Annotated in this window: 19 protein-coding genes; 18 read left to right on the top strand and 1 reads right to left on the bottom strand. The window is 52.8% G+C overall.

The window, feature by feature from the left end:
* Nucleotide 1: 1 nt before the first annotated feature.
* From IEX60_RS14595 to IEX60_RS14520, 16 genes are all read left to right on the top strand, one after another.
* Nucleotides 2-1582, top strand: a complete 1581-nt coding sequence (locus IEX60_RS14595) for a RagB/SusD family nutrient uptake outer membrane protein (protein WP_229717579.1) — start codon at nt 2-4, stop codon at nt 1580-1582.
* A gap of 10 nt (nt 1583-1592) precedes the next feature.
* The gene (locus IEX60_RS14590) at nt 1593-2675 is read left to right on the top strand and encodes a DUF5111 domain-containing protein (protein ID WP_188751884.1); all 1083 of its coding nucleotides are present in this window, start codon (nt 1593-1595) and stop codon (nt 2673-2675) included.
* Between the two features lie 13 nt (nt 2676-2688).
* Entirely contained in the window at nt 2689-3720 is a 1032-nt protein-coding gene (locus tag IEX60_RS14585; protein ID WP_188751882.1) for a glycoside hydrolase family 53 protein, read from the top strand.
* 7 nt (nt 3721-3727) lie between these two features.
* Nucleotides 3728-4042 carry a hypothetical protein gene (locus IEX60_RS14580; RefSeq protein ID WP_188751880.1) on the top strand — a complete coding sequence of 105 codons (315 nt, stop codon included), beginning with the start codon at nt 3728-3730 and terminating at the stop codon, nt 4040-4042.
* 113 nt (nt 4043-4155) lie between these two features.
* The gene (locus tag IEX60_RS14575; protein ID WP_188751878.1) at nt 4156-5181 is read left to right on the top strand and encodes a LacI family DNA-binding transcriptional regulator; all 1026 of its coding nucleotides are present in this window, start codon (nt 4156-4158) and stop codon (nt 5179-5181) included.
* Between the two features lie 79 nt (nt 5182-5260).
* On the top strand, nt 5261-7894 hold the full coding sequence (locus tag IEX60_RS14570; protein WP_188751876.1) for a family 78 glycoside hydrolase catalytic domain: 2634 nt from the start codon (nt 5261-5263) through the stop codon (nt 7892-7894).
* 68 nt (nt 7895-7962) lie between these two features.
* Complete coding sequence (locus IEX60_RS14565; protein ID WP_188751873.1) at nt 7963-11049, top strand: SusC/RagA family TonB-linked outer membrane protein; 3087 nt, start codon at nt 7963-7965, stop codon at nt 11047-11049.
* Between the two features lie 12 nt (nt 11050-11061).
* On the top strand, nt 11062-12939 hold the full coding sequence (locus IEX60_RS14560) for a RagB/SusD family nutrient uptake outer membrane protein (RefSeq protein WP_188751871.1): 1878 nt from the start codon (nt 11062-11064) through the stop codon (nt 12937-12939).
* Between the two features lie 68 nt (nt 12940-13007).
* On the top strand, nt 13008-14261 hold the full coding sequence (locus IEX60_RS14555; RefSeq protein ID WP_188751869.1) for a cellulase family glycosylhydrolase: 1254 nt from the start codon (nt 13008-13010) through the stop codon (nt 14259-14261).
* Nucleotides 14262-14275: 14 nt separating this feature from the next.
* Nucleotides 14276-16681 carry a glycoside hydrolase family 2 protein gene (locus IEX60_RS14550; RefSeq protein WP_188751867.1) on the top strand — a complete coding sequence of 802 codons (2406 nt, stop codon included), beginning with the start codon at nt 14276-14278 and terminating at the stop codon, nt 16679-16681.
* A 6-nt stretch (nt 16682-16687) separates the two neighbouring features.
* A complete protein-coding gene (locus IEX60_RS14545; RefSeq protein WP_188751866.1) occupies nt 16688-17698 on the top strand; it encodes an ROK family protein in 1011 nt (336 codons plus the stop codon).
* Nucleotides 17699-17802: 104 nt separating this feature from the next.
* Nucleotides 17803-18378, top strand: a complete 576-nt coding sequence (locus tag IEX60_RS14540; RefSeq protein ID WP_188751864.1) for a D-sedoheptulose-7-phosphate isomerase — start codon at nt 17803-17805, stop codon at nt 18376-18378.
* Between the two features lie 27 nt (nt 18379-18405).
* Entirely contained in the window at nt 18406-19935 is a 1530-nt protein-coding gene (locus IEX60_RS14535) for a glycoside hydrolase family 113 protein (protein WP_229717577.1), read from the top strand.
* Between the two features lie 14 nt (nt 19936-19949).
* On the top strand, nt 19950-21125 hold the full coding sequence (locus tag IEX60_RS14530) for an MFS transporter (RefSeq protein WP_229717576.1): 1176 nt from the start codon (nt 19950-19952) through the stop codon (nt 21123-21125).
* A gap of 21 nt (nt 21126-21146) precedes the next feature.
* Nucleotides 21147-23204: an alpha-galactosidase gene (locus tag IEX60_RS14525; RefSeq protein ID WP_188751862.1), complete on the top strand. Its 2058-nt coding sequence runs from the start codon at nt 21147-21149 to the stop codon at nt 23202-23204.
* Nucleotides 23205-23221: 17 nt separating this feature from the next.
* A complete protein-coding gene (locus IEX60_RS14520) occupies nt 23222-24100 on the top strand; it encodes a sugar phosphate isomerase/epimerase family protein (RefSeq protein ID WP_188751861.1) in 879 nt (292 codons plus the stop codon).
* On the opposite strand, the gene IEX60_RS24980 is transcribed toward IEX60_RS14520, so the two are convergent.
* Complete coding sequence (locus tag IEX60_RS24980; RefSeq protein ID WP_262892321.1) at nt 24095-24229, bottom strand: hypothetical protein; 135 nt, start codon at nt 24227-24229, stop codon at nt 24095-24097. The two genes, IEX60_RS14520 and IEX60_RS24980, sit on opposite strands and share 6 nt — an antisense overlap.
* Before the next feature lie 79 nt (nt 24230-24308).
* Here IEX60_RS24980 and IEX60_RS14515 point away from each other — a divergent pair, with 79 nt between their 5' ends.
* Together IEX60_RS14515 and IEX60_RS14510 are read left to right on the top strand one after the other, a co-directional pair.
* The gene (locus tag IEX60_RS14515; protein ID WP_188751860.1) at nt 24309-24827 is read left to right on the top strand and encodes a GNAT family N-acetyltransferase; all 519 of its coding nucleotides are present in this window, start codon (nt 24309-24311) and stop codon (nt 24825-24827) included.
* 60 nt (nt 24828-24887) lie between these two features.
* A complete protein-coding gene (locus IEX60_RS14510) occupies nt 24888-25472 on the top strand; it encodes an RNA polymerase sigma factor (RefSeq protein WP_188751857.1) in 585 nt (194 codons plus the stop codon).
* Nucleotides 25473-25514: the final 42 nt, after the last annotated feature.

The following is a 25514-nucleotide window of genomic DNA, read 5'->3' as shown; positions in this document are numbered from 1 at the left end:
CATGATGAACACGATAAAAATACTTTGCTTGATCGGCCTGCTGGGATTGTTCGGCAGTTGCGTGAGCCAGTTGGATCAGTTACCCACGGTGGAAACCACGTCAGAATCCGTGTATACATCGGTGGAAAACTACAAGTCCGTCCTTGCAAAACTCTATGCATCGTATGCAGTGGGCGGCAATGAAAAGGGCGACGGAAATGCGGATATGGCCAGCCCGACGGCCGCGTATGGCTACCTGCGGTCATATTTCAACCTGCAGGAAATCCCGACCGATGAGGTGATCTATACTTGGGCGGGCGGTGATAACCTAGTAGATATCCAATACATGCGCTGGGGCGCATCCGACACGTGGGTGAGCTCCATGTATTACCGGATTTACTATACCATCGCGATCTGCAACGAGTTCCTGCGCAATGCAGGTGACGATAAAATCGCAGGATTTTCCGAAGCGGAACAGCAGGAGATCCGGGTATTTGCTGCCGAGGCACGTTTCCTGCGTACACTGGCTTATTCGCATGCGATGGATCTCTTCGGCCATGTACCGTTTGTAACCGAAAACGACCAGGTGAGCGCCTTTTTCCCGCCACGGATAACGCGTGCGGAATTATTTGACTATGTCGAAACGGAGTTGAAGGCCATCGAAACAATATTGCCTGAACCCTTTGCCAATGAATACGGCCGTGCGAGCCGTGCAGCAGCCTGGACATTACTGGCCAAAAACTACCTTAATGCCTCGGTATATACTGGAACAGAACGCAACGCCGACTGCATCACATACTGTAATAAGGTGATTGGCAGCGGTTTCGCCTTGGAGGCCGACTACGGCAAGCTTTTCAACGCCGACAACGACCGCCGCACACAGAACGAGATCATCTTTCCGATCCAATCGGATGCCGCAAAGACGACCACCTGGGGTGGGATGACGTATTTGGTTAACGGTCCGATCCTCGGGTCGATGAACAGCCCCGACTACGGTGTCACGTCCGGCTGGCAGAGTATCCGCACGCTGCGCGAGTTTGTGGCGCTTTTTCCGGATACGACGGGAGAAGTGGACCGCCGCGGCGCGTTTTGGACCGACGGGCAGACGCTCGATGTGGATGATCCGTCATCGTCTAGCCAGGGGTATACCATCGTAAAATACACCAACCTGAATGATGATGGGTCATACACGACCGATGACGGGCTGGTCAATACCGATTTTCCGCTGTTTCGTCTGGCGGATGTTTACCTGATGTATGCGGAAGCAACGGTACGGGGAGGCGCGGGTGGTGATGCGGCAACAGCGCTGGGCTATGTAAACCAACTGCGCGAGCGTGCCTACGGCAATACCGGTGGAAACATTGGCGCAGCGGCACTGACGCTGGATTTCCTGCTGGCCGAACGGGGTCGTGAACTGTTCTGGGAGTGCGTACGCCGCACAGATCTGATCCGTTTCGGCCGGTTTACGGGTGACGATTACTTGTGGCAATGGAAAGGCGGTACGGTGGAAGGGTCGGCCACGGATGCACGGTTCGATCTGTATCCCATTCCGGCAACCGACCTGGCTGCCAATCCGAACCTGATACAACATACTGGATACTAACCGATGATGAATGATGAAAACGATTGAAAAAATATACCGCGCAGGACGGCTATTCACCTGCGCAATTGCTGCAATGGCTTGTGAGAAATCTGGAGATGTCGTCGTGGCTACGGGATTTTCGGATGCTGAATTGTCGGCAACCACCGAATCCGTGGTGCTCAGCGAAGATCAAAAGGATGAATTGGCGCTGCAGCTGCTTTGGAATACAGGGGAAATGCAGCTTACGGGTGGTTATGACGCGAAGAGCGTCGCAATCAAGACAACGGTGCAATTTTCGTTGGACGAAGCATTCACTACGGTAGCGAGGAGCCAGGAGGTGGGCAGTGCTTCGTTGTCATACACCCATACGAAATTCAACGAACTGGCGCTGGCACTAGGCTTTGAGCCGGATGAGAGTACACCGCTCTACGTCCGCGTGCTGTCGCAATTGGCTGCCAATGTGGCTCCTAAATACAGTAATGTGCTTCGTATCGCTGTTACGCCTTATCTACCTTTGGGGGCGGCCGATTACCTATTTATGGCCACCAACGATTTCTCAGCGTTCCCCTGGAAGTTATGTTCGCGTGAGGAGGATGGTCGCTACGATGGTTTCGTGCGTGTGGACCAGTGGTACAATTTCTACCTGACAAGTGAGGAGAGCGCCGCCGCCGAAACGATATACGGCTCGTACCCCGAAGATGGTAATCAATATCGGTTGCATGCCGGTGCCGACCGATGGAACCTTTGGACAAGTAATGGGGGCTATTTATACCTGCAAGCCGATGTGAATGCATTGACGTGGAGTGAAACCGTCGTTCAGTCACTTTCGGTAACGGGCGATTTTAACGGTTGGAGTACGGATGCGACACCGCTTACATACGACAGCGGGCGCAACGTGTGGACAGCCTCCATCACGACCACCGAAGCGGAGCAATGGGGCATCAAGATACTGGTAAATGGCGACTGGGGATTTTTCTTCGGAGTGGGTCCTGAGGAAGGCCAATGTACACTGTACCGGGCGGATGCCAGCGGGTTCCCGTATCCGCACGTGGGCACACATACCTTGACACTGGACTTAAGCGATCCGAAGGCATTCCGATACACGGTGGATTAAAAGGGTTGGTAAAATGAACCGAGGCAACATCAGGAAATATGTGGTTTGGCTGTTGGGAATACTGCTGTTAGGGGCTTGTAAAAGCGATCCGGAGGTAACACCCGAACCCCAGGCTGCTCCATTTGCCCGTGGGGCGGATGTGAGCTGGATCACCGAAATGGAAGCGGCGGGCCGCAAATTTTACAACGCGGCGGGGGTGGAACAGGATGGCTTGCGCCTATTAAAGCAGTTGGGCGTGAATGCTATCCGCCTCCGCGTATGGGTAAATCCTGTGGATGGCTGGTGCGGTAAGGACGACCTCCTGGTGAAAGCACGCCGCGCACACAGCTTGGGCATGCGGCTGCTGATTGACTTCCACTACAGCGACACGTGGGCCGACCCGGGGCAGCAACAACTGCCCGCGGCGTGGGAAGGGAAGGACCTGGATGGACTGACGGCGGCGGTATCCGAGCATACCACGGACGTGCTAGGCGCACTGAAAGCGGCGGGCATCACGCCCGAATGGGTACAGGTGGCTAATGAGACGGGCAACGGTATGTTGTGGGAAACCGGAAAGGCGGCTACCAACATGGCTAACTATGCTGCACTGAGCAATGCTGGCTATGACGCGGTGAAAACAGTATTTCCCGGGACGAAGGTGATCGTGCATGTGCAAAACGGCTATGACAACAACCTATTCCGCTGGCTGTTCGACGGATTGAAGGCCAATGGAGGCAAATGGGACGTGGTGGGCATGTCACTTTACCCTTCGCCCTACGAGTGGCAGCAGCGGAATGAACAGTGTCTGGCCAACATAAGCGATATGGTGAATCGCTATGAAAGTGAGGTGATGATCTGCGAAGTGGGCATGAGTTGGGACCAGGCGCCGACCGCCAAATTGTTTCTGGAAGACTTGATAAAAAAGGTACGTACACTGCCGGCGGGAAAGGGGCTGGGCGTATTCTACTGGGAACCGCAGTGTTACGGAGGATGGAAGGGATATACGTTAGGCGCATTTGATCAAGCCGGGAAGCCGACAGCGGCGCTCGACGCTTTCAGGGAGTAATAATCTGATGACCTTTTTCATTTATATCGCCATATCTTCTTTTGCCGGGAAATGGTCCGGACAGTATACGGGAACTGATCAGGGAACGTGGAATGTGACGGTATCCGATGATGGAGAGATTTCCGGGACGGGGCAATCCACACGATTGGGTACTATATTTGGCATGGAGGGCAATGTGAGCAAGGATGGTAGTTTTAAGGCAACCATCGGAACAGTAGCAACGGGCAGTGAGTTTACCGGAAAAGACCAATACCATCACCAATCCGCCCATGAGCGGAACATGGTCCGGCGAGCGGCAGTAGGAAGCGGAAAAGCCCAATAGTAAAAAAAGTCAAAAAAAAATTTGAGGTATCAAAAAAATAAATTAACATTGCACTGTTTACTTAAACGGTTAAGTAAATCCAATATAAATCCGATTTAATAAATTGTGCCGGTTTGAAACCCTCGCTGAAACATATCGCTGAACATTTGGGTCTTTCCAAGACGACGGTATCTTGGGTGCTTTCCGGGCAGGCCGAGCAGAAGAACATCAGCCGGGCGACGGCCGAAAAAGTACTGGCGTATGCGGCATCGCTGCATTACCAGCCCAACATGATCGCGCGGAGCCTCAATACGGGTGAAACCAAAACCATTGGCCTGATATTGCCTTCAATTTCAGATACATTTTATTCCGAAGTGGCCCGGGAAATCGAATCCAGGGCGCGTAACCAGGGATATTCACTGATGATCAGCAGCTCGGAGTCCGATATCGATCGGGAAGATGAGATTATCCGGTTGTTCAAAGCGAAACGCGTCGATGGGATTATTTTGGCCCCTACCAAACGGTCGAAGGTAGAAGTGCAGCGGCTGATCGACGAGGGGTACCCATTGACCACCATAGACCGTTATTTTCCCGAACTGAATGCGAGCTACATCATCATCAATAACCGCGATAGTTGTTACATGCTGACTAAGCATTTGATTAACAAGGGATGCAAAAAAATAGCGTTGCTGACCACCAACTCGTATTTGACAACGATGGGCCAACGCCGCGAAGGGGTAGAGGATGCGCTGCGCGAGTCGGGACTACAGTTGGATCCGCGGCTATACGGAGAAGTCGATTTTGCCGGATACGAAAAGAATATCCACCGGGTGCTGAACAACATTTTCACGGAGGTGCCCGATGTGGATGGTTTCTTCTTTACAACCCACATCCTGGCATTGGAGGCGTTCCAGTATTTTTATGAAAAGGGGATAAAGCCGGATTTTGAAATGGCTTGTATCCATGAAGTGCCCATTTTTAAAGTGTTGGCACCACAGATTAACGTGGCACGCATGCCGGTAGGGGAAATCGGTAGGACAGCGGTGAATTCACTGATTGAACAGATGGAGGATGCGAAGGGGAAGGCAAAATCCAGAAAGAAACAGCCGTATGAACCCAAGCGGGTGATGCTGTCCTGTTCGCTGGAGTTTCGTAGTTAGTTTTTTTAACCAGTTAGTTAACCGATTAAGTAGGTTGATATACCGATTTATTGAGATAATTATTAGCTATATTTTTAATATGTTACTTAACCGTTTAAGTAGTGCTTTTGCATACCTAGTACTCTTTTATTTACTGGTTTTGACAGCTTGTACAGGGCATTCCTGGTCGATTTCAGCGCTGCGCTGTGAATACTTGCGATCGCCGATCCATATCGACGTGTCATCACCCAGATTTACCTGGGGATATGAGGGATCAGCTGGCGGGATGCAAACAGCCTATCAACTGGAATTGGCAGATGCGAAGGAAGCATTGCTGCAGGAAAAGCCGTTATGGACGTCCGGAAGGGTGGAAAGTGGGCAGAGTAAAGCGGTGTACTCGGGAGCGGAGCAATTGCGCCCGCATGCAAGGTACTATTGGCGGGTGACAGCCTGGGACAACCGGGGGCAGCGCGTGGTTTCGGCAATCGATAGCTTCGAAACCGCCAAAATGCAGGAAACAGACTGGACCGCCCAATGGATAACGGATCAACACGATGCGTCCTTCGGGCCTGCGCCGATGTTCCGGAAGGTATTCAGCATCCATAAGGAAATTGCTGCTGCACGGCTGTATGTGAGTGCGGCGGCTTATTATAAACTCTACCTGAATGGCAAGGAAGCGGGTACCGCACAACTGGATCCCGGATATACCCATTACGACAAGCGTAACCTGTATACGACATTAGACGTAACTTCCGCGCTCCGGATGGGCGAGAATGTGGTGGCAACCGTGCTGGGCAATGGATTTTACAACGCGGCTGCCCCGGTGGCTACCTGGGATTTTGACAAGGCGCGTTGGCGCGACCGCGCGCGCATGGTGATGGAAATCCACATACAGCATACGGATGGCACGATAACCGTAATTCCTACCGATGATACGTGGAAAACGGCAACCGGCCCCCATGTGTACAACAACATTTACAGCGGAGAAACCTACGATGCACGGAAGCAATGGCAGGGTTGGAACGACCTACGGTTTGACGACGTCGCGTGGCAACCGGCGGTACCCACGCGGGCTCCTTCGCCGCGGCTGGTGTCACAGACCATGCCGCCGATGCGGATAACGGATGAACTCCCGGCAGTGGCCATGCAGGCTTTCGGCGATACGGTGTTTGTCTTTGACATGGGGATCAATCTTACGGGTGTATGCCGCATCAACGTGCGTGGCGAGGAGGGAACCAAAGTAACATTGACCCACGGTGAACTGCTGAAAGACAATGGCCGTATTGAAATGCGTAACCTCGATATTTACTATAAACCAATAAAGGACATCGAGTTTCAGACCGATACATATTTCATGAGTGGTGAAGGGGAGGAAACGTTCACCCCAGCGTTTACCTATCACGGGTTCCGGTATGTGGAGGTGCGGTCAGACCGTCCCATTAAGCTGGACAAAGCGGATGTGACTGCCTTATTTATCCACACCGACCTGGAGCGGGTGGGCCAGTTCAGCTGCTCCAACGAGTTGCTCAACAAGATATGGTCGGCCACCAACCAGTCTTACGTAAGCAACCTGCATAGCATACCCACCGATTGCCCGCAGCGCGAAAAAAATGGATGGACAGCCGATGGTCACATTGCCATCGATCTGGCGTTGCTTAATTTCGATGGCATTAAATTCTATGAAAAGTGGCTGGATGACTTCATCGACAACCAACGCCCGGAAGGTAACATTTCCGGCATCATCCCCAGTGCGGGATGGGGCTATGACGACTGGATCGGCCCGGTTTGGGATGCAGCATTGTTCATCATCCCGGATGCGCTGGAACGTTACTACGGAGATACGAGGGCCATTCACAAAGTATACGATGCCTGCGAAAAATACCTGGAATACCTTCGGAACCGTGAAAACGAAGAAGGCACGGTAACCTACGGCATCGGCGACTGGGTATACTACCATACACAGACACCCACCGAGTACACCACGACCTGTTTCTACTACTGGGATCAGGTGCTCATGGCCCGCTTCAGCGATCTGACCGGCCACGACGGTACGCCTTACCGCAAAAAGGCAGAAGAACTAAAGGCGCTGATCAACAGGAAATATTTCGACGCGGAACAAACCCGCTATGCCAATGGGTCGCAAACGGCTCAGGCAGTGGCGCTTGCGCTGGAAATCGTTCCGGAGGAATACGAGAAAAAAGTGGCGGAAAACCTGAACAGGCTGATTGTTGACAACAACTATCACCTCGACTTCGGCGTGCTGGGCAGTAAGTACGTGCCCCGCATGCTCTCGGCACATGGTTATGCCGAAACGGCTTACCGCATGGCGACACAGGAAACGGCTCCCTCATGGGGCAACTGGATCAAGCTGGGATTCACCACACTGGCGGAGACCTGGGTACTGTCGCCCGAGTTCCGCGATGCGTCGGTAAACCATGTCTTCCTGGGCGACATCAGTGCGTGGATGGTCAATACACTGGCGGGGATAAACTACGATCCCAACAATAGAGGGTTTGAACACATTCTCATTAAACCGGATTTCATTGCTGACCTTTCCTGGGCGAAGGGTGAATACCGTTCAGTGAAGGGACTCATCAAATCCGAATGGAGACGGGAGGGAAAACAGATCAGGCTATCGGTAACGATCCCGGATAACGCAACGGCCACCGTATACACCGATAAAGCGCAGACAGTGGGCAGCGGCCGCCACGAATTTGTCTTTACGAGCCATTAAACAGGAACAATTAAATAGGAAGGGAATAAAATACATTCGAGTTTACACAATTATTAACCGATTTAACAATGATGGATAATTTAAAATGGAGTCTTGTACTCATTTGCCTGTGGCTATTCCAGAATGGCCCGGCGCACGCACAGGTCCAACCGGAACGCATTACGGTCAGCGGAACGGTGACCAATGAACGGAACGAACCGCTGGTCGGTGCCCGCGTAGTCGAACTCGGGGTGCCTACCAACGGCACGGCAACCAACGAAGATGGCGGATTTGCCTTAACAGTGGGCAGGAACGCCACGCTGGAAATTTCCTCGATTGGCTATGCCACGCAGCGGGTAGATGCCGTGGCGGGACGGAGCCTGGCCGTTACGTTAACAGAAGATCTTGCCGTACTGGATGAAGTGGTAGTGGTAGGATATGGCCAGCAGCGGGTCGCTACGGTGACCGGTTCGGTTTCGCAGATCAAAACCGATAAGATTACGGTAGCCCCGCAGGTCAATGTGACCCACACACTGGCAGGGCAGTTGCCGGGGCTGATCTCCAAGCAGACGTCCGGAATCCCGGGTGCCGATGATGCCAGCTTGAACATCCGTGGCTTTGGGAGTCCGCTGGTGATCGTGGATGGGATTGAAACCAACATCAACACGTTGGATCCGAACCAGATCGAGACCGTGTCCATCCTGAAAGATGGTGCTGCGTCCATTTATGGGGCACGGGCAGGAAACGGGGTGCTTCTTGTAACAACCAAACGCGGAAAACAGGGCAAACCCAACGTGCAGGTCAACAGTTCGTTTACACTGCAGGGATCTACGCGGGTGATCCGGCCGGCGACATCGGCCGAGCGTGCACAGTTTGAGGTGGATAAATGGCTCAACGCCGAGAAGCCGGCCGACCAGGTGCCGTTTACCGAAGCGGAAATTCAGAAATTCCGGGATGGGTCGGATCCGAAGTATTTGAACACAAACTGGTTTGATGCCGCCATCCGCAGGTATGCACCGCAGCAGAACCATAATTTTTCCCTTTCGGGGGGTACCGAAGCGGTTAAATATTATGGGTATTTCGGTGCTAACCGGCAGGAAACCATCCTGAAAACCAACGGCGGAAATTACGACCGCTATAATTTCCAGGCCAACGTGGAGGCCAAGGTAACCCAACAGCTTTCGGCGGCCATGGATATCCAGTATTTCAATGAGCACCGCATGTATCCTTCGGGGGCCGACGGGGTGGGCACCAACAATAACTTTTGGCGCGATCTGATCTATGCGGCGGATCCGTCTTTTGCCATGGAATTGCCCGACCCGAATAGGATGCCTTATGCGGGTATTACGTATGGTAACCCGATCTTCGGTACCAATGCGGAGTTGAGTGGGGCACAGGATAAAGTGAACAGCATCACGCAACTCCGTGGGGAGCTGAAGTACGATTTCACTGCGGTACCCGGATTGAATGCCAAAGGGGTGATGATCTACCGGGCAAATTCCTTCGACCAAAAGGTGGTAAAGAACCAGGAACGGTTCTATACGTACAGCGCCGAGACCGGTGACTATACGTATGTGCGCAGCTCACAGGACCCGATGTTCCTCAGCAGAGCTGCAAGCACAGACAACCGGCTGGTGCAGCAATATTCGTTAAACTACGACCGGTCGTTTCTGGATGCCCACAACGTATCGGGGATGTTTATGTATGAGTACATCTACGAAAGGGGACGAGGATTTGATGCGTCGCGCGGTGGATTCCAGTCCATGGCCATTGAAGAGCTGTTCGCGGGCGACCGTACCACTTCGGCCAATAACTCTTCCAGCTTCGCAAATGGCCGTGTCTCGTGGATCGGCCGTCTGAATTATAGCTACCGCGACCGCTACATGGTGGAAACGATTCTCCGGGCCGACGCGTCTTCCCGGTTTGCCCAAGGGCAGCGGTGGGGCTATTTCCCCAGCGTATCATTGGGATGGAACATCGCGAAGGAGAATTTCCTGAACAAATACGACGTGTTTGACATTCTGAAACTCCGGGCGAGCTACGGATCGTCGGGATACGATGCGGTGGCAAATTTTGCCTACCTGGCGGGCTACCGGTTTGACGGTACCTATACGCTGGGCAACACACTGTATTCGGGGTTGATCCCTACGGGACTGGCCAACACCGGCTTGACCTGGGAACAGATGGCTATTTACAATGCGGGGCTCGACTTCTCGTTATGGCACCAAAAGCTATACGGTGAATTCGAGGTATTCCGCCGTGAACGGAAAGGCATTCCGGGCAGCCGGACGCAATCGCTGCCGACTACTTTCGGTGCAGAGCTGCCGGTGGAAAACCTGAACAGCCAACGTGCACAGGGGGTGGAACTGAGGCTCGGAACTGCCGGTACAGCGGGCGAGTGGAAATATGACGTCACCGGAAATATCGCTTACTCACGATCTAAGTGGCTGTCCATCGACGAACCTGCTTATACCGACCCCGATGAAATACGGCTGTATAAACGGAGCGGGGAATATACCGATAGGCGCTTCGGTTACGTATTTGATGGGTTGTTTACCAGTCAGGAGGAGATTGACAACTGGCCCCTGTCATTTGATGCCCTGAACCAGGACAACGCTTCGCTCAGGCCCGGTGATGTGAAATACAAGGACCTGAACGGCGATAACGTCATCAACTGGCGCGATCAGGCGGAGATCGGCAAAGGGGCCGAACCCCATTGGACATTCGGGTTGAACCTGGTGCTAAGATACAAACGGTTTGATTTCTCGGCTCTTGTACAGGGAGCATTCGACTACACGACCAACGTCATGCTGGAAAGTGCTCCCACGGTGCTGTACTACGGTAATTATTGGAACAACCGCGACAATAACCGTGCGGATGCACTGCTTCCGAGACCGGCAGGCTCATCCACCAACGATTTTTATTCGGACTACCGGAATCATAACACGGCTTATGCACGCCTCAAAAACATGTCGCTGGGCTATGAGCTGCCTACGGCAATCCTGTCAAAAGCGGGCATCAGCAGGTTCCGTGTTTACGTGGCCGGTGCCAACCTCTATACGGTGAGCTCACTCAACAAGTATGGCGTAGACCCGGAGATGCCCGAAGGATACGGCGTGGGTATTTATTATCCCCAGCAATTTACCATGAGTGTGGGATGTAATCTTTCATTTTAATTGATTTTGGATATGAAGACAAACTATAAATTGGTCCTATTGGCGTTGGCTACAACGGCCATGACCTCCTGTTATAAAGTATTGGATCAGGTTCCCACGGATCGGTATACGGATGCCGTGGTATGGAACGATCCTTATTTGCTGGATGCGCACCTGGCGGAGCTCTATGCCTGTACACCCGTGATGGTTGGCGACGCGATCAACCTGATGAATACGTGGGACGGTGCGCCGATGAACCGCGACGACAATAGCTTCGGTACCATCATGGGGTTCAGTGCCCAGATGGAGGGCCCCGTCCGTACGATTGAAATCACGGATGAAGCCAAGTATAACTTCGGCGCACAGGCACATTTACTGGGCGTGAAAGAGAACGGTATACAGGCGAACGGTACCGAGCTGCAATGGTGGGGAAATGCCTACTATACCATCCGGAACCTGAATAATTTTATTGAGCGGGCCGCCGAATCGTCCATTTCGAATGTGGAGGAGCGTATCGCCGAGGCACGCTTTTTACGGGCATTCTGCTACTTCGCCATGGTGAAGCGGTATGGGGGTGTTCCGTTGATTACGAAGGTGCAGGCGCTGGATGCGGACTCTACCGAGCTGTATCCCAAGCGGAATTCAGAAAAAGAGCTGTACGATTTCATCATCAGCGAGACCGGGGAGATTGCGACAATCCTGCCTTCCGCAGCAGAGGCCGGACGCGCCAGCAAATGGGCGGCGCTGGCACTCCGCGGAAGGGCGGCGTTGTATGCCGGGAGTATCGCGAAGTTCGGTACCCAGCAACTCAACGGCTTACTGGGCATTCCGGCAGGCGAAGCGGAAGCGTATTTTCAGATCAGCTACGATGCTTCCAAGGCCATCATGACCGAAAGCGCGCACGGGCTGTATGACGACGATGCTGATAAAGTACAGAATTTCAAGAATATCTTCTTGAAAAAGGACAACCGGGAAGCGATCATGGTGAAGCGGCATTCCGGACCGGGTTTCCAGGCCGGTGGCTCCAACCGGTGGTCATGGGATATGGTGGAATGTCCGCGCCCGAATGTGTGGGGGGTGGGCAATTACCACGGACCATACCTGGATATGGTCGAGGAATTCGAACGCAAAGACGGCACCTCGGGCGTGATTGATCGTACGTATGCCAAAAGCCGCCTGTGGACGATGGAAGAACTCTGGGGCGACCGCGATCCGCGTTTCTTTGCCTCGATCTGGACAAACGGTACTGCATGGCCAGGTGCGGTGGGTGGCGTGCTGGGTGATAATACCATCGATATGCATAACGGTATCATTTCGCGCAGCGGCGATCTCGTTGATGGGCGTTACGATTCGTACGAAGGGGTAGCGGCAGTAGGCGACCAGCTGGTGCGGTTCAAGGAGGGCAATACGCCCAGCACGGGTTTCGGGGTGATGAAATACCTGGATCCCGAGGCGGATAATTTCACCTGGTTCTGCGAATCGACCACGGATTACCTGATCTTCCGTTATGCGGAGATTCTGTTGAATTATGCTGAAGCGGCTTTTGAACTGGGACGTGCAGGGGAAGCGTTGGATGCGATCAACCAGATCCGCAGACGTGCCGGCATTGCCGAACTGGGAGGCATAGACCGTGAGAAAATACGCCACGAACGGAAGGTGGAGCTGGTGTTCGAGAACCACCGGTATTGGGATCTGCGCCGTTGGCGGACAGCGGTTACGGAGCTTACCCGTACGTATGCCGGGTTGCGGTATATGTACGATGCGGCAACCGGGAAATACCGTCTGGATTTTATCGATAACATCGATGGCCGTGCAAAAACGCCGACGTTCCCCGAAAAGAATTATTATTTTCCCATCGGACAAGGGCGCATTGCTGCAAACCCGAATTTGGTAGAAAATCCGGGATATTAATTGGAACACTCACGTTTGTGGAGGCTCGCTTCCGCAAACGTGAGTGTATTCATTGATCATAAGGAGAAATGAAGATGTATAAAAAATGGAGCTTAATTTTGGTTGGATTGCTGGCTTTTGGGGGAAGTTATTCCTGCAGCAAAGGTCCGGACAGCACGCCACCTGACGACGATACCAACGTACCGCCGAAAGCAGAACACTATCCCGGTCTGTCTGTATCGGCATCAGGGCAACTGTTGCTCAATGGGGAGCCCTACCGGGCGATCGGCGTCAATTACTTCAATGCTTTTATCCGGACGTTAGACGACGGGCAGCAAAACAACACATCATACCGGACCGGTTTGGCGTACCTGAAGGAACGTAATATTCCCTTTATCCGGTTTGCCATAAATGGCTATTGGCCAAAAAATTGGGACCGCTACTTAAACAACCGGGATGCTTATTTCCAGCAGTTGGATGCATTCGTAGCGGCCGCTGAAGAGTTTGGCATCGGATTGATTCCGTCGTTTTTCTGGCATACACCCACCGTACCCGACCTGGTGGGTGAGCCGGTGAACCGGTGGGGAGATACGGGTAGCAAGACCCATGAACTCATGCAGAAATTTATCCGCGATGTGGTGGTGCGGTACCGCGATTCGCCGGCGATATGGGGCTGGGAGCAGGGCAACGAGGTGAACCTGCTGGTGGACCTGCCGGGCGATAACGACAACCTGCCACCCATCGTTCCCGAACTGGGTACCCCAACTACGCGTTCGAAGGAGGATAAATTATATACAGCCGATCTGCTGGTGATGATGCGGGCGTTTGCCCGGGAAGTACGTAAATACGACGGCACCCGCATCGTCATTACGGGCAATGCAATTCAGCGGCCGGCGGCACGCAATCTTTGGAAAAACCAAAGTTGGACAAAAGATACCCGTTCCCAATTTATCGAAATGCTGGGGGTGCAGAACCCCGATCCGATCGATGTGCTTTGCACCCATGTGTATCCTGCATCGGCCGAAGAGGGGTATTTTTCCGACGCCTCGGTCGGTGTGGAGGGCCTGATCCGCGCCAGCATGGAGGCGGCCGGCGAGCTTAAAAAGCCGTTGTTCCTCGGCGAGTGGGGCGCACAGGAGGCCAAGTACGGTACTGAAACCCGCGAGAAATTCATGGAATTACTGGAGGCGATCGAAGACAATGAGGTACCGCTCTCGGCCATGTGGGTATTTGATTACCCGCCGCATGATACCGAGGAAGGGATCAATGTATCACCGGATAACGGCCCGCGGGAATACATGCTGCAGGAGATTAGGAAGGTGAATGAGCGGATGCGAAAGTGATAAAAAAGCAAGCAATGAAGAAGTACGTAAAATTGGGCTTGGCTGTAATGCTGATCGGCATGAGCTCACTTGGATTGAGGGCGGACGATACTCCGCTCAATGGGACGTGGGAGCTTTCCTTTTTCCCTCAGCCGAAACGCCCCATTACCAGTCCGGAGGAACTGGCGGGGGTGGTAGCCGCCCAGCGGATCGCTGCGACGGTGCCGGGCAATGTGGAGTTGGATCTGCTCAAGGCTGGCCTGATTGCCGATCCCATGATTGGCAGTAACGTCTACGCCCTACGGAAATACGAGGGATACCAGTGGTGCTACACAAAGACCTTCTCCACACCCGGGGTGAAGCCCGGTGAGCGGGTGCGGCTTGTTTTCGGCGGCATCGATTGCCTGGCGGAAATCTGGCTCAACGGAACCCACATCGGCTCGGCAAGCAACATGTTCATTGAACATGCATACGACGTGACCGACGTGCTCAAGGCTGGTGGAGAAAACACCCTACAGGTCATTATCCGTTCGGCGGTGATCGAAGCCCAGCAGTATATGCTGGGTACGTTCAGCGTGGGCAACTTCGCGGCTACAGAGTCTACCTACATCCGGAAGGCGCCGCATGCGTATGGATGGGATATCATGCCACGCCTGGTAAGCGCAGGTTTATGGCGCGATGTTTCCCTTGAGGTGATCAACGAGGCACACATCGTCAATACCCAGTGGATGACCTCCAGCATTGACCTGGAAGCCAAAACAGCCCGGGTTTTCGTGGATGTGCAACTGGCCATTCCGTTTGAAAAGCTCGACCGTACGCAGGCGCGTATCTCGTTGAGCCGTGGCGGGAAGGTAGTCCATGAGGAAAAGGTGCGGGTCACTTCGCACGCGTTCCGGGGCATCATTGAGTTGCAGGACGTGGCGTTCTGGTGGCCACGGGGCTACGGCGACCCGGCCCTGTACGACGCCAACGTGGCGCTGGAAGACGAGGAAGGCAACGTGCTTTCGGAAGCGGAGTGCCGTGTGGGCATACGTACCGTGCACCTGGATAGAACCGAACACAACGATATGGAAAACGACTACGGGCGGTTCTGTTTTGTGGTAAACGGCGAGCCGGTATTTGCGCGGGGCACGAACTGGGTGCCCCTGGATGCGCTGCACAGCCGGGATGCCGCTTTGCTGGACGATGCTTTCCAACTGATGGTGGAAGCCAATTGCAATATGGTGCGGTGTTGGGGCGGCAACGTGTACGAGGATCATCGGTTTTTTGACCTGTGCGACGAAAATGGCATCATGGTGTGGCAGGATTTTGCGATGGGATGCACGTTCTATCCCCAACGCGATGATTTCGCCCGTATGATCGAAGAAGAGGCCACCGCGGTGGTGACCAAGCTCAGAAACCACCCCTCGCTGGTGCTGTGGGCCGGAAACAACGAAGATGATGTGGCACTGCGCTGGACATTGATTAATTTCAACATCGACCCGAACAGGGATCGCGTAAGCAGGGAGGTGCTGCCGCGGGTGATTTATGAAATGGATCCCACCCGTCCGTTTCTGCCCAGCTCGCCTTATTACAGCCAGCAGGTCTATGACGAAGGCAGTCACGACGACCTGCTGCCCGAAAATCACCTCTGGGGGCCGCGGGGCTACTACAAAGATGCGTATTATACCCAGGCCAAGGCCCGGTTTGTGAGTGAAATCGGCTACCACGGCCTCCCCAACCGGAGTACACTGGAAAAGATGTTCACCAAGGATGCAGTCAATCCCTGGCTGGATGGGAAAGTGGGACTGTGGAACGACGAGTGGATGACCAAGGCGGTACGGCCGTTTCCCGATGAGCCGAAGCAGGGCGGACGTAATGACTTGATGACCAACCAGGTGAAGATCTTGTTTGGATCGGTGCCTGCGGACCTGGACAACTTCATCCGCGCTTCGCAGGCGGTACAGGCCGAAGCGATGAAATTTTTCGTCGAGAAGTGGCGGGGCGATAAGCCCGAACGATCGGGCATCATCTGGTGGAACATCCGCGACGGCTGGCCCATCCTGTCGGATGCCGTGACGGATTACTACAATTCCAAAAAGCTGGCCTTCCATTTCCTGAAGAACGTGCAGGAAAACGTCTGCGTGTTTATCAACGATGCCAAAGCGGGTAAGCACCCGCTGGTTGTCGTCAACGATACGCGGAAGGATTCTGGGGGGTATGTGACCGTAACGGACATTGCTTCCGGAAAAACGCTTTATCAGGGCGACTTTACGGTACCGGCAAACGGCAAATCTGTGATCTCGGAATTGCCGGCGTTACAGGGGCAAGGGATGCTGCTGATCCGCTGTGAAATTGACGGAAAGCCGTATACCAATCACTACCTATACGGCGAACCTCCGTTTAACTTGGATACATACTACGAATTACTAGGGAAAACAAATATATATGCTATTAACTGATTGGAAATGAAGGAATACTTGTTAGGAATTGATATCGGAGGAACGAAATGCGCGGTTACGTATGGTCACTACAGCGAAGCGGGGATTACATTAGTGGATGAAGACCGGTTCCCCACCGCCGGGGTGGATGAAACCGTGTCTGCGATTTGTTCGGCTATAGAAGGCATGATGGCAAAGCATGGGTTGACCCAAGCGCAGGTGGGAGCAATCGGCATCAGCTGCGGCGGACCGCTGGATACGAATAAGGGGCTGATCATGTCGCCGCCCAATCTTCCGGGTTGGGACGGTATTCCGATTGTATCCATCGTCGAACAGCGTATTGGCGTGCGTGCGGGCTTACAGAACGATGCAAACGCCTGTGCACTGGCGGAGTGGAAGTGTGGGGCGGGCCGTGGTACTCGGAACATGGTATTCATGACGTTTGGTACGGGGCTCGGTGCCGGACTGATCCTGGATAGCCGCCTGTATGCGGGCACCAATGACAACGCAGGGGAAGTAGGCCACATACGCTTGTCGAGCTTCGGCCCCGTGGGGTATGGCAAAGGGGGGTCATTTGAGGGTTTTTGCAGCGGGGCGGGCATTACGCAGGTGGCCCGGATGCTCGTGACCGAAAAAATACAGATGGGAATCGCTGTGCCTTGGTGCGGTGCGGATGAACTGGAAGTTCTTACCGCGCAGAAGGTAGCCGAAGAAGCTGTAAAAGGAGATACACTGGCCTTAAAGGTATTCGATATTTCGGCCCGGAAGCTCGGGGAGGGGCTGTCTATCATCATCGATATCCTCAATCCGGAATTGATCGTCATCGGGGGTGTGTACACGCGCTGCAAGGAACTGATGGAGCCGCGGATGCTGGAAACCATCGGCCAGGAGGCGCTGTCCAATTCCAGCAAGGTATGCAGCGTAGTAGGATCTCAGCTGGGTGAGCAGATCGGTTCTTATTCGGCACTGTCGGTCGCGGCAGATCTATTGACCAAAAATGAAACCGTCATGATTTTCAAAAATCGCACAGTGAAATAATTAAACCGAGCTTGCGAGCTCTTGAACACCTTTTCAACAAATAACTGTGAAAAATCATGACAGCTTCATTGCCGCTTAAAAACAATTTATTCGAATGAAAAATTATGAAGGAGTTTATTTATAACAGCCTTACCGAGTCCAAAGCGGTACTGGACCAGTTTGTCAGTTGGGAAACAGCCGCATTGATTGACAAGGTGGCTACAGACATGGCCGAAACATTGAGGGCCGGGGGTAAGATCATCAGTTGCGGTAATGGCGGGTCGCTGTGTGATGCGTCGCATTTTGCCGAAGAGCTGACTGGTCGGTACCGCAACAACCGGCGACCGTATCCGGCGATTGCCATCAACGATGCAGCCTACATTACCTGTGTGGGCAACGATTATTCCTTCGAGGAAATATTCTCCCGGCAGGTGGAAGCGTTGGGAAATCCGGGGGATCTCCTGTTAGCCATCAGTACGAGCGGCAACTCGGGCAATGTAGTGCGGGCGGCTGCTTCGGCGAAGCAGCAGGGCATGCGGGTGGTGGCGCTGACACAGGTGGGTGAAAACCGGTTGGCTGCGCTGGCAGATCATGTATTGGCCAGTCCGGCGGCGGCGTATTCCGACCGGATTCAGGAAATCCACATCAAGGTCATCCATACCCTGATACAGGCAATTGAAATAAAATTGGGACATTCATAAAAATAACCAGCTAAAAGCTAAATTACGATGGAAAGAAGAAATAAACAACACGGCCGGTTTGCTTTCGCAGGCGGACTGTTATGTATGCTGGCACTTGCTTCATGCCAGCATGGCACCTCCACCTCCTATACCGACGTAACGGTGGGCGAAGCTACCCCGGTCACACTGGAAGCTGTAGGCGCTGAATTTGACCCCCACTTTTTTGCCCAGAACCTGACACGGAACGACGGGGCGAAGCCGGAAGATTGGCAGCATGTAGTACGCAGGGTGAAAGCCATGGAGCTGCAGAAGTTCCGCGTGATGGCGCTGCCCCAATGGTATGAGCCGGTCAATGATAATGACGACCCCCATGTGACCGACCGGAGCCGGTTCACCTTCGATTCGCCGGAAATGCAATCCCTTTATAAGGTACTCGATCTGGCTCAGGAACAGGGCATGGACGTCTGCATCGTGGTATGGGGATGTCCGGTATCGGTATCGTTGCTGGATCCGGCCTATGCACACGTGAAGACGAGCTTCATGGCCGACCCGGCAAAGAAAGATGTGTGGATCACGGGGCCTACCGACTACGACGAATGGGCTGAAAATTACTCCGCCCTCATCAAACACCTCGTTGACGACCGCCATTACACATGTGTGAATGAAATCACGCCGATGAATGAGCCCGACGGCGGTCCGCTGCTGACGTCAACTGAATACATCAAAATGGCGGAGGTACTGGATGCCCGTTTCAAAAAAGACGGCATCCGCGACCAGGTGCGGTTTAACTTATCCGATAACACCGATACCCGGACCTTTTACCTGGAAGATTGCGCGGAGCACCTGGCGGACATAGCCGATGTGTTCAATTCCCATACATATATATTCGGCTACGACACGCCGAATGATACAATTGCCCGCTGGGAACGGAACAACGTGGAAATTTCCGCACGCGCGGGGAAACGCCACCTGGTGGGTGAGTTCGGTTCGAACCAAACCGTGGGCGCCACCCGGCAACGGGACATCGACCGATACGAACGGGGCGTGCTGATGACGCGCCTCGCCCTCAATTTCCTGAATGCAGGGGCGGCAGGCATCAGCTATTGGAGTCTGATTGACCAGTACTACGGCCGCGATGCCGATTACCAGCAGATGCAGCAACTGGGGTTATGGAAGTATGTGAAGGAAGCATACAAGACAGACTCGACTTATGACCGGATCAAGGAAGATTATGAGGTGCGGCCGCAGTACCATGCCTATGCGCTGCTCAGCCGGTTTGTAAAGCCCGGGTCGGCAATACACCCCATCGACCTTCGTGATGATTTTGCCATCGGTACGGCGTTCCGCGACCCGGAGGGAAAATGGACCTACGTATTTGCCAATGCCACGGATTCGGTAAAATCCCTGGCGGTAGTCAATTCGTCGGTTGAAGGGAATTTTGCGATTTACCGCTATGAGGAGCAAACACTTCCCGCTGACGATCGCATGCTTGCGCCAGCGTCGCACGCCGATGTGAAAAGTGGGAAGCTCCCGATAGACATCGCTCCCCATTCCGTTGTACTCTGTCGCCAACAATAAGAAGACCGCAGCAGATGGAACAAAAGAAAATAAGCGGTATACACGTCCTCCCCGTAATGTTCGGCTTCTTTGTCATGGGCTTCGTAGACATCATCGGCCTGGCGATTAATTACGTCAAGCAGGACTTTGACTCGATGACCGATACGGTGGCAAATAGACTGACCATCTCATGTTACGTGTGGTTTCTCCTCCTCTCGGTGCCTACCGTAATGCTGATCAACAAGGTCGGCCGGAAGCATACGGTGCTGCTGAGCTTTTTCCTGCACGTGATTGCACTGGGAATCCCGGTAATTTCGTATGATTTTTCGCACATACTGGTGGCGTTTGCGTTCGTAGGCATCGGGAATACGTTTTTGCAGGTTGCCCTGAATCCGTTGGTCACCGATGTGGTAAGCACCAAAAAACTCACCGGTACGCTCACCCTGGGGCAGTTCGTGAAAGCGGTATGTTCGTTTTTGGGACCCATCCTTACAACCTGGGCAGCGGGCACCGTCTATGGGTGGAAACTGGTGTTTCCGGTGTATGCGCTTACGTCGCTGATTGCACTGTTGTGGTTATGGCTTACGCCGATCCAGCCGTCTAGAAGCGGAGCATCCGTGTCTTTCGGTGCCACACTCGGGCTGTTCAGGGACCGGTACATCGCCTGGTTTTTCATCGGCATATTGGTGCTGGTAGGGGTAGATGTGGGGATGAATGCGACTTTTCCTAAGTTGCTGATGGAAAAATGCGGCCTGCCGCTGAGTGAAGCGGGCCTGGGCAACAGCGTGTATTTCTTCGCCCGCACGCTGGGGGCATTTGTGGGCGGGATGCTATTGCTCAACTACGCAGAGGTTAAATTTTATACGTATAGTGTGTTTGTGGCCATTGTAGGCCTACTGGGGATGTTTCTGTTGGATAGCCTTTGGGGGATGCTCGTGTCTGTCAGCATCTTCGGTTTGGGCTATGCCAACCTGTTTGCCATTGTATTCTCCCTGTCCATGAAGCGGATGCCGGATAAGGCCAACGAAGTGTCGGCGCTGCTGATCATGGGGGTGTCCGGTGGTGCAGTAGTGACGCCTGCTTTAGGTGTGGCGTCCGACCATTTCGGTACGCAGCTGGCCGCCATCGCGGTGATCGCATTGGTTTGGTTTTATATGGTTTGGCTGATTAAGCCCGTGCAACGCACTTACCTGTCAGGTAATCTAAGATAAAATGAATAAAAACAGATCGTTATGCTGAAAAAGATAGGTATATATGTATGCCTGCGGGTGTGGGGACTTTCTCCTCATTACGCGCATGGGCAAAACGTGGCTAAGTTTACCGGACAATCCACCGATGTGGTAGAGTGGGTAGGCAGCCATTTCAAGAAGGGCCTGATTCCACCGTTTTCGTTTGTTTACGATGGGGTTCATTCGAGCAAGTTCATCGGGAAGTGGAATTTTTCTGCCGAACGTGTCGCTGAAAGTGAACCGGGTGTGGTCGAACAGACCTATACATGGACTGACAAACGGACCAAACTTCAGGTGATGTGCCAACTGAAGGCATATCCGGCGTATAACGCCGTGGAATGGGTACTCCGTTTTACCAACGGTGGTGCAACTGATTCGCCTACACTGCAAGCGGTCAAAGTGATTGACATGGATTTTCACTATGATTCATCCGACCGCATCACGCTGCACTATGCCGATGGAACACACGTGTCGAAAGCAGATTTCCACCCGCGGAAAAAGGTATTGGCCCCCGGTGAAACCCTGCAGATTTCACCGGAGAGCGGCCGTTCCTCGGATAATGCGTTTCCTTTTTTCAATATCGAATCCGCTTCCGGCCAGGGTGCAATGGTGGCTGTTGGTTGGTCGGGAACCTGGTATGCGGATTTCACGGGTAATGCGGGGAACGGCGTTTCGCTCATGTCCGGCATGAAATGGCTGGACACGTACCTGCATGCCGACGAATCTATCCGTACGCCGAGTATCTGCCTGTTGTTCTGGAAAGGTGGAGACCGGATGGTGGGGCATAACCTGTTCCGCCGTTTTATCATCGAGCAGCAAACGCCGAAAATACACGGAAAGCCGGCACGTTATCCCATTTCGGCGAGCTTTAACTACGGCGATCCGTTTCCCTGCAATGAATATACCTGCCTGACAACGGACTATGCACTGGCAATTATCAACCGGTATAAACAATTCAAGCTTACCCCTGAAGTTTTCTGGCTTGATGCAGGTTGGTATGCCCACGCAGGGGATGTGGAAAATAATAAAAACTGGTCAAATACCGTCGGCAATTGGACCATCGACAGCGCACGCTTTCCCGATGGCTTGAAACCGATTTCAGATGCCGCACACCGAGTAGGAGCCAAGTTCATGGTGTGGTTTGAACCGGAGCGGGTGATCAAGGAATCGGATTGGGGAATCAACCTGCGGAAATGGATGTTGGATGCAAAGGGTACCGATGCCTACCTCTTTGACCTCGGAAACAAAGAAGCCCGGGATTGGCTGTGCGGGTTTATTGGCGATTTCATGGAAGCCAACGGCATCGATTACTACCGGCAGGATTTCAATATGGGGGTGGATAATTTCTGGGCGGAAAATGATGAGCCCGGTAGGCGGGGGATACACGAAATCCGTCACATCGAAGGGTTGTATGCATTTTGGGATTACCTGTTGGAACGGTTTCCGGAAGGTATCATAGACAACTGTGCCAGCGGAGGTAGGCGCATCGATTTCGAATCCATGAAACGAAGTGCACCGATGTGGCGCACGGATTACCATTATGGCGAACCGGTGGGGTACCAGACACATACCTACGGCCTGAATTTTTTCCTGCCACAGACGGGTACGGGCGTCGACAAGGATGATCGATTTACCTTCCGATCGAGCTTGGGAACGTCTGTCGTCTATAACTGGAAGGTGACGGACCGTGCATCGTCCATCACCGAAATGCTGCGTTGCCAGACGGAATTCAGTGCGGTGAGACCCTATTTTTACGAGGATTATTATCCACTGACAACGCACGACGATATGACTACCGACAGCATCTGGATGGCGTATCAACTGCATCGGCCGTCTGACAACAGCGGATACATCGTCGGCTTCCGCAGACAGGAGGCACCGGACAGTACGATCACGGTCAAGCTTTCGGGTGTATCGCCCGGCAAAAGGTATGCAATTGAAAATAGCGATACCCACGACGTGGTTATGAAGACCGGACATGAGCTGTCCCAGGGACTGGAATTATCGTTGCCCGATCCCTGCAGCTCGCTGCTGCTGAAATATACGATTCAAAACGATTAAAAATTTATAACAAAACTATGAAACAACGTATTTTATTTGTAACCCTGATGATGCTTTTTTTGCTGACAGGCGGTGCGTGTACCCAGCCAGAAAAGCGTTCGGACGCTGGCCGGTCGGATGTGCCCTGGAAAATGGCCATCCTGGCCTATACCTTCCGCAATCACACGTTTTTTGAGGCGGTAGACAAGGCAAGGGAGTTGGGAATTCACTACATCGGCGGTTATCCCGGCCAGCCCATTGGCAGAGGGGTGGAGGGTACCATGTCTCCTGCGATGGATGACGATCAACGGGAAAAGGTGCTGGATTACCTGGCATCAAAAGAGGTAAAATTGATTGATTTCGGTGTAATCAGTCCGGATTCAGAAGCGGAATGGACGGCGCTGTTCGAATTTGCAAAGGCGATGGGGATCGAGAACATCGTTTCCGAACCCGATCCGAGGTACTTGGAATTGGTTTCGGCATTGTGCGATCAATATCAGATCAATGTGGCGATCCATAACCATGCGGCGCCCTCCCAATATTGGAATCCGGATACGTTGATGAACCGGATCCAAGGGAAAAGTGAGCGGATAGGTGTGTGTGCAGACGTAGGGCACTGGGTTCGCTCCGGACTGGATCCGGTGGCGGGTTTGCAAACGGTGCGCGGCCGGTTGATGGAGCTGCATTTCAAGGATGTTTCCGTAGCAGGCATGGACGCCGAAGATGTGGTCTGGGGCACGGGAGTGAATGAGGTGGAGGCGATGCTGGCCGAATTGGTCGACCAAGGTTTTTCCGGCTTCCTGTCAATCGAGTATGAGCGCAATCCGACGGACAATATGCAGGAAATAAAAGAAAGCCTGCAGTTTTATGAAGAGGCATTGGCGCGGATTAAAAAAGCGATGAATGGACCGCTATAACTCCAGATCGCCTTCGCGGCCAATATCCATTTGCTGGCCCGATACGGCGCTCGCAGCTACTTTGAGTAGTGTAACCAATTTATTGGATTTGTTGAGACAACGTGTTTTGTTTGAGACATGGGTTTCCATGGCATTATGTGGTTTTTGAATGATGTTCCTATATTCGTCCCCTGAATCGGAAGAGACCGATAAGAATAGATACGAACTTATGAACATCAGGAAAGCAACGATAAGTGACGCAGTGCAGTTGCAGCAAATTGCCCGGCAGACTTTTTCCGATACATTTTCGGCCGTAAACAGCACGGAGAATATGGAAAAATACCTTACTGAGCGGTTTTCCATCGAAACGCTGAAATCGGAACTGCAATGTGAGAATTCTGAATTTTACTTTGCTGAAAAGGACCATGAAATAGCCGGGTACTTAAAGATAAATGTTGGGAATGCACAGAGCGAACCGCAGGAGCCGGGTGCACTGGAGATCGAACGGATCTATGTGCGAAAAGATTTCCAAGGTAAGAAGGTGGGCCAGTTGTTGTATCAGCAAGCTGTTGAGGTTGCCGAAGAGAAAGATGCCAGGTATGTTTGGTTGGGTGTTTGGGAAGAAAATCATCGGGCCGTTGCTTTTTACAAAAAGAACGGTTTCGTTGAATTCGGCAAACATATCTTTAAACTGGGTGCCGATGAGCAGATTGATTTAATGATGAAGTTGGAGCTTAAGCTATCCTGAATCACATCGGAGTCTTAACCTTCCGTTAATATCACTTTTGTAGCTTTGCGGCAACGTGATATGACAAACACTGAGTGGACAACCTTATTGCAAACCGGCGACCCCCATGCTTATGGGGATCTCTATCGCCGCTATTGGAAACTGCTGTATACGCATGCGCGCAGCCGCGTAGATGACGATGCGGCCGCCCAGGACATTGTGCAGGATGTATTTGTACGTGTGTGGCAGAAACGCCAACGTCTTTCCTTAACCACTTCAATGGAGGCGTTCTTGCTGGGTTGTGTGAAAATGCAGGTCCTCTCATATTACAAAAAGGAAAAAGTAAGACAGCGGGTAATTGAGAGGGCAATGCAGCAGCTTGACATCCTGCTGGAGGCCGGTACCGATCCCGTACGTGAAGCCGAACTTGACCGGTCTCTGCAGCTGGCGCTGGAAGATGTGCCGGAAAAAATGAGGCAATCCTTTCTGCTCCGATGCGATAACCGCAGTATCCGCGAGATAGCCGAACTGCTGGGGATTGCAGAACAGACGGTATCAAACAACCTCCATGAAGTCGTCATCCGGCTGCGCAAAAAGATAACCCAGGAGCATCCTGGTGAATACCTTACCTGCTTGGGTCTTTTTCTTTCCCTTCTTAATGATTAATTAATAAATAGGTAACGTTTTCGAAAAGTAGTTTTTGCCTTT

It is taken from the genome of Parapedobacter defluvii, assembly GCF_014642075.1.
GTDB lineage: Bacteria > Bacteroidota > Bacteroidia > Sphingobacteriales > Sphingobacteriaceae > Parapedobacter > Parapedobacter defluvii.
This window is presented reverse-complemented; position numbering and strand designations above follow the sequence as displayed.

What these genes read in the sequence shown, in the direction of transcription:
- IEX60_RS14515 (WP_188751860.1), top strand. Translation starts at nt 24,309, where the DNA reads ATGAACATCAGGAAAGCAACGATAAGTGACGCAGTGCAGTTGCAGCAA.
- IEX60_RS14550 (WP_188751867.1), top strand. Translation starts at nt 14,276, where the DNA reads ATGAAGAAGTACGTAAAATTGGGCTTGGCTGTAATGCTGATCGGCATG.
- IEX60_RS14540 (WP_188751864.1), top strand. Translation starts at nt 17,803, where the DNA reads ATGAAGGAGTTTATTTATAACAGCCTTACCGAGTCCAAAGCGGTACTG.
- IEX60_RS14580 (WP_188751880.1), top strand. Translation starts at nt 3,728, where the DNA reads ATGACCTTTTTCATTTATATCGCCATATCTTCTTTTGCCGGGAAATGG.
- IEX60_RS14555 (WP_188751869.1), top strand. Translation starts at nt 13,008, where the DNA reads ATGAAGATGTATAAAAAATGGAGCTTAATTTTGGTTGGATTGCTGGCT.
- IEX60_RS14520 (WP_188751861.1), top strand. Translation starts at nt 23,222, where the DNA reads ATGAAACAACGTATTTTATTTGTAACCCTGATGATGCTTTTTTTGCTG.
- IEX60_RS14585 (WP_188751882.1), top strand. Translation starts at nt 2,689, where the DNA reads ATGAACCGAGGCAACATCAGGAAATATGTGGTTTGGCTGTTGGGAATA.
- IEX60_RS14565 (WP_188751873.1), top strand. Translation starts at nt 7,963, where the DNA reads ATGATGGATAATTTAAAATGGAGTCTTGTACTCATTTGCCTGTGGCTA.
- IEX60_RS14510 (WP_188751857.1), top strand. Translation starts at nt 24,888, where the DNA reads ATGACAAACACTGAGTGGACAACCTTATTGCAAACCGGCGACCCCCAT.
- IEX60_RS14525 (WP_188751862.1), top strand. Translation starts at nt 21,147, where the DNA reads ATGCTGAAAAAGATAGGTATATATGTATGCCTGCGGGTGTGGGGACTT.
- IEX60_RS14590 (WP_188751884.1), top strand. Translation starts at nt 1,593, where the DNA reads ATGATGAAAACGATTGAAAAAATATACCGCGCAGGACGGCTATTCACC.
- IEX60_RS14535 (WP_229717577.1), top strand. Translation starts at nt 18,406, where the DNA reads ATGGAAAGAAGAAATAAACAACACGGCCGGTTTGCTTTCGCAGGCGGA.
- IEX60_RS14545 (WP_188751866.1), top strand. Translation starts at nt 16,688, where the DNA reads ATGAAGGAATACTTGTTAGGAATTGATATCGGAGGAACGAAATGCGCG.
- IEX60_RS24980 (WP_262892321.1), bottom strand. Translation starts at nt 24,229, where the DNA reads ATGGAAACCCATGTCTCAAACAAAACACGTTGTCTCAACAAATCCAAT.
- IEX60_RS14560 (WP_188751871.1), top strand. Translation starts at nt 11,062, where the DNA reads ATGAAGACAAACTATAAATTGGTCCTATTGGCGTTGGCTACAACGGCC.
- IEX60_RS14530 (WP_229717576.1), top strand. Translation starts at nt 19,950, where the DNA reads ATGGAACAAAAGAAAATAAGCGGTATACACGTCCTCCCCGTAATGTTC.
- IEX60_RS14595 (WP_229717579.1), top strand. Translation starts at nt 2, where the DNA reads ATGATGAACACGATAAAAATACTTTGCTTGATCGGCCTGCTGGGATTG.
- IEX60_RS14570 (WP_188751876.1), top strand. Translation starts at nt 5,261, where the DNA reads ATGTTACTTAACCGTTTAAGTAGTGCTTTTGCATACCTAGTACTCTTT.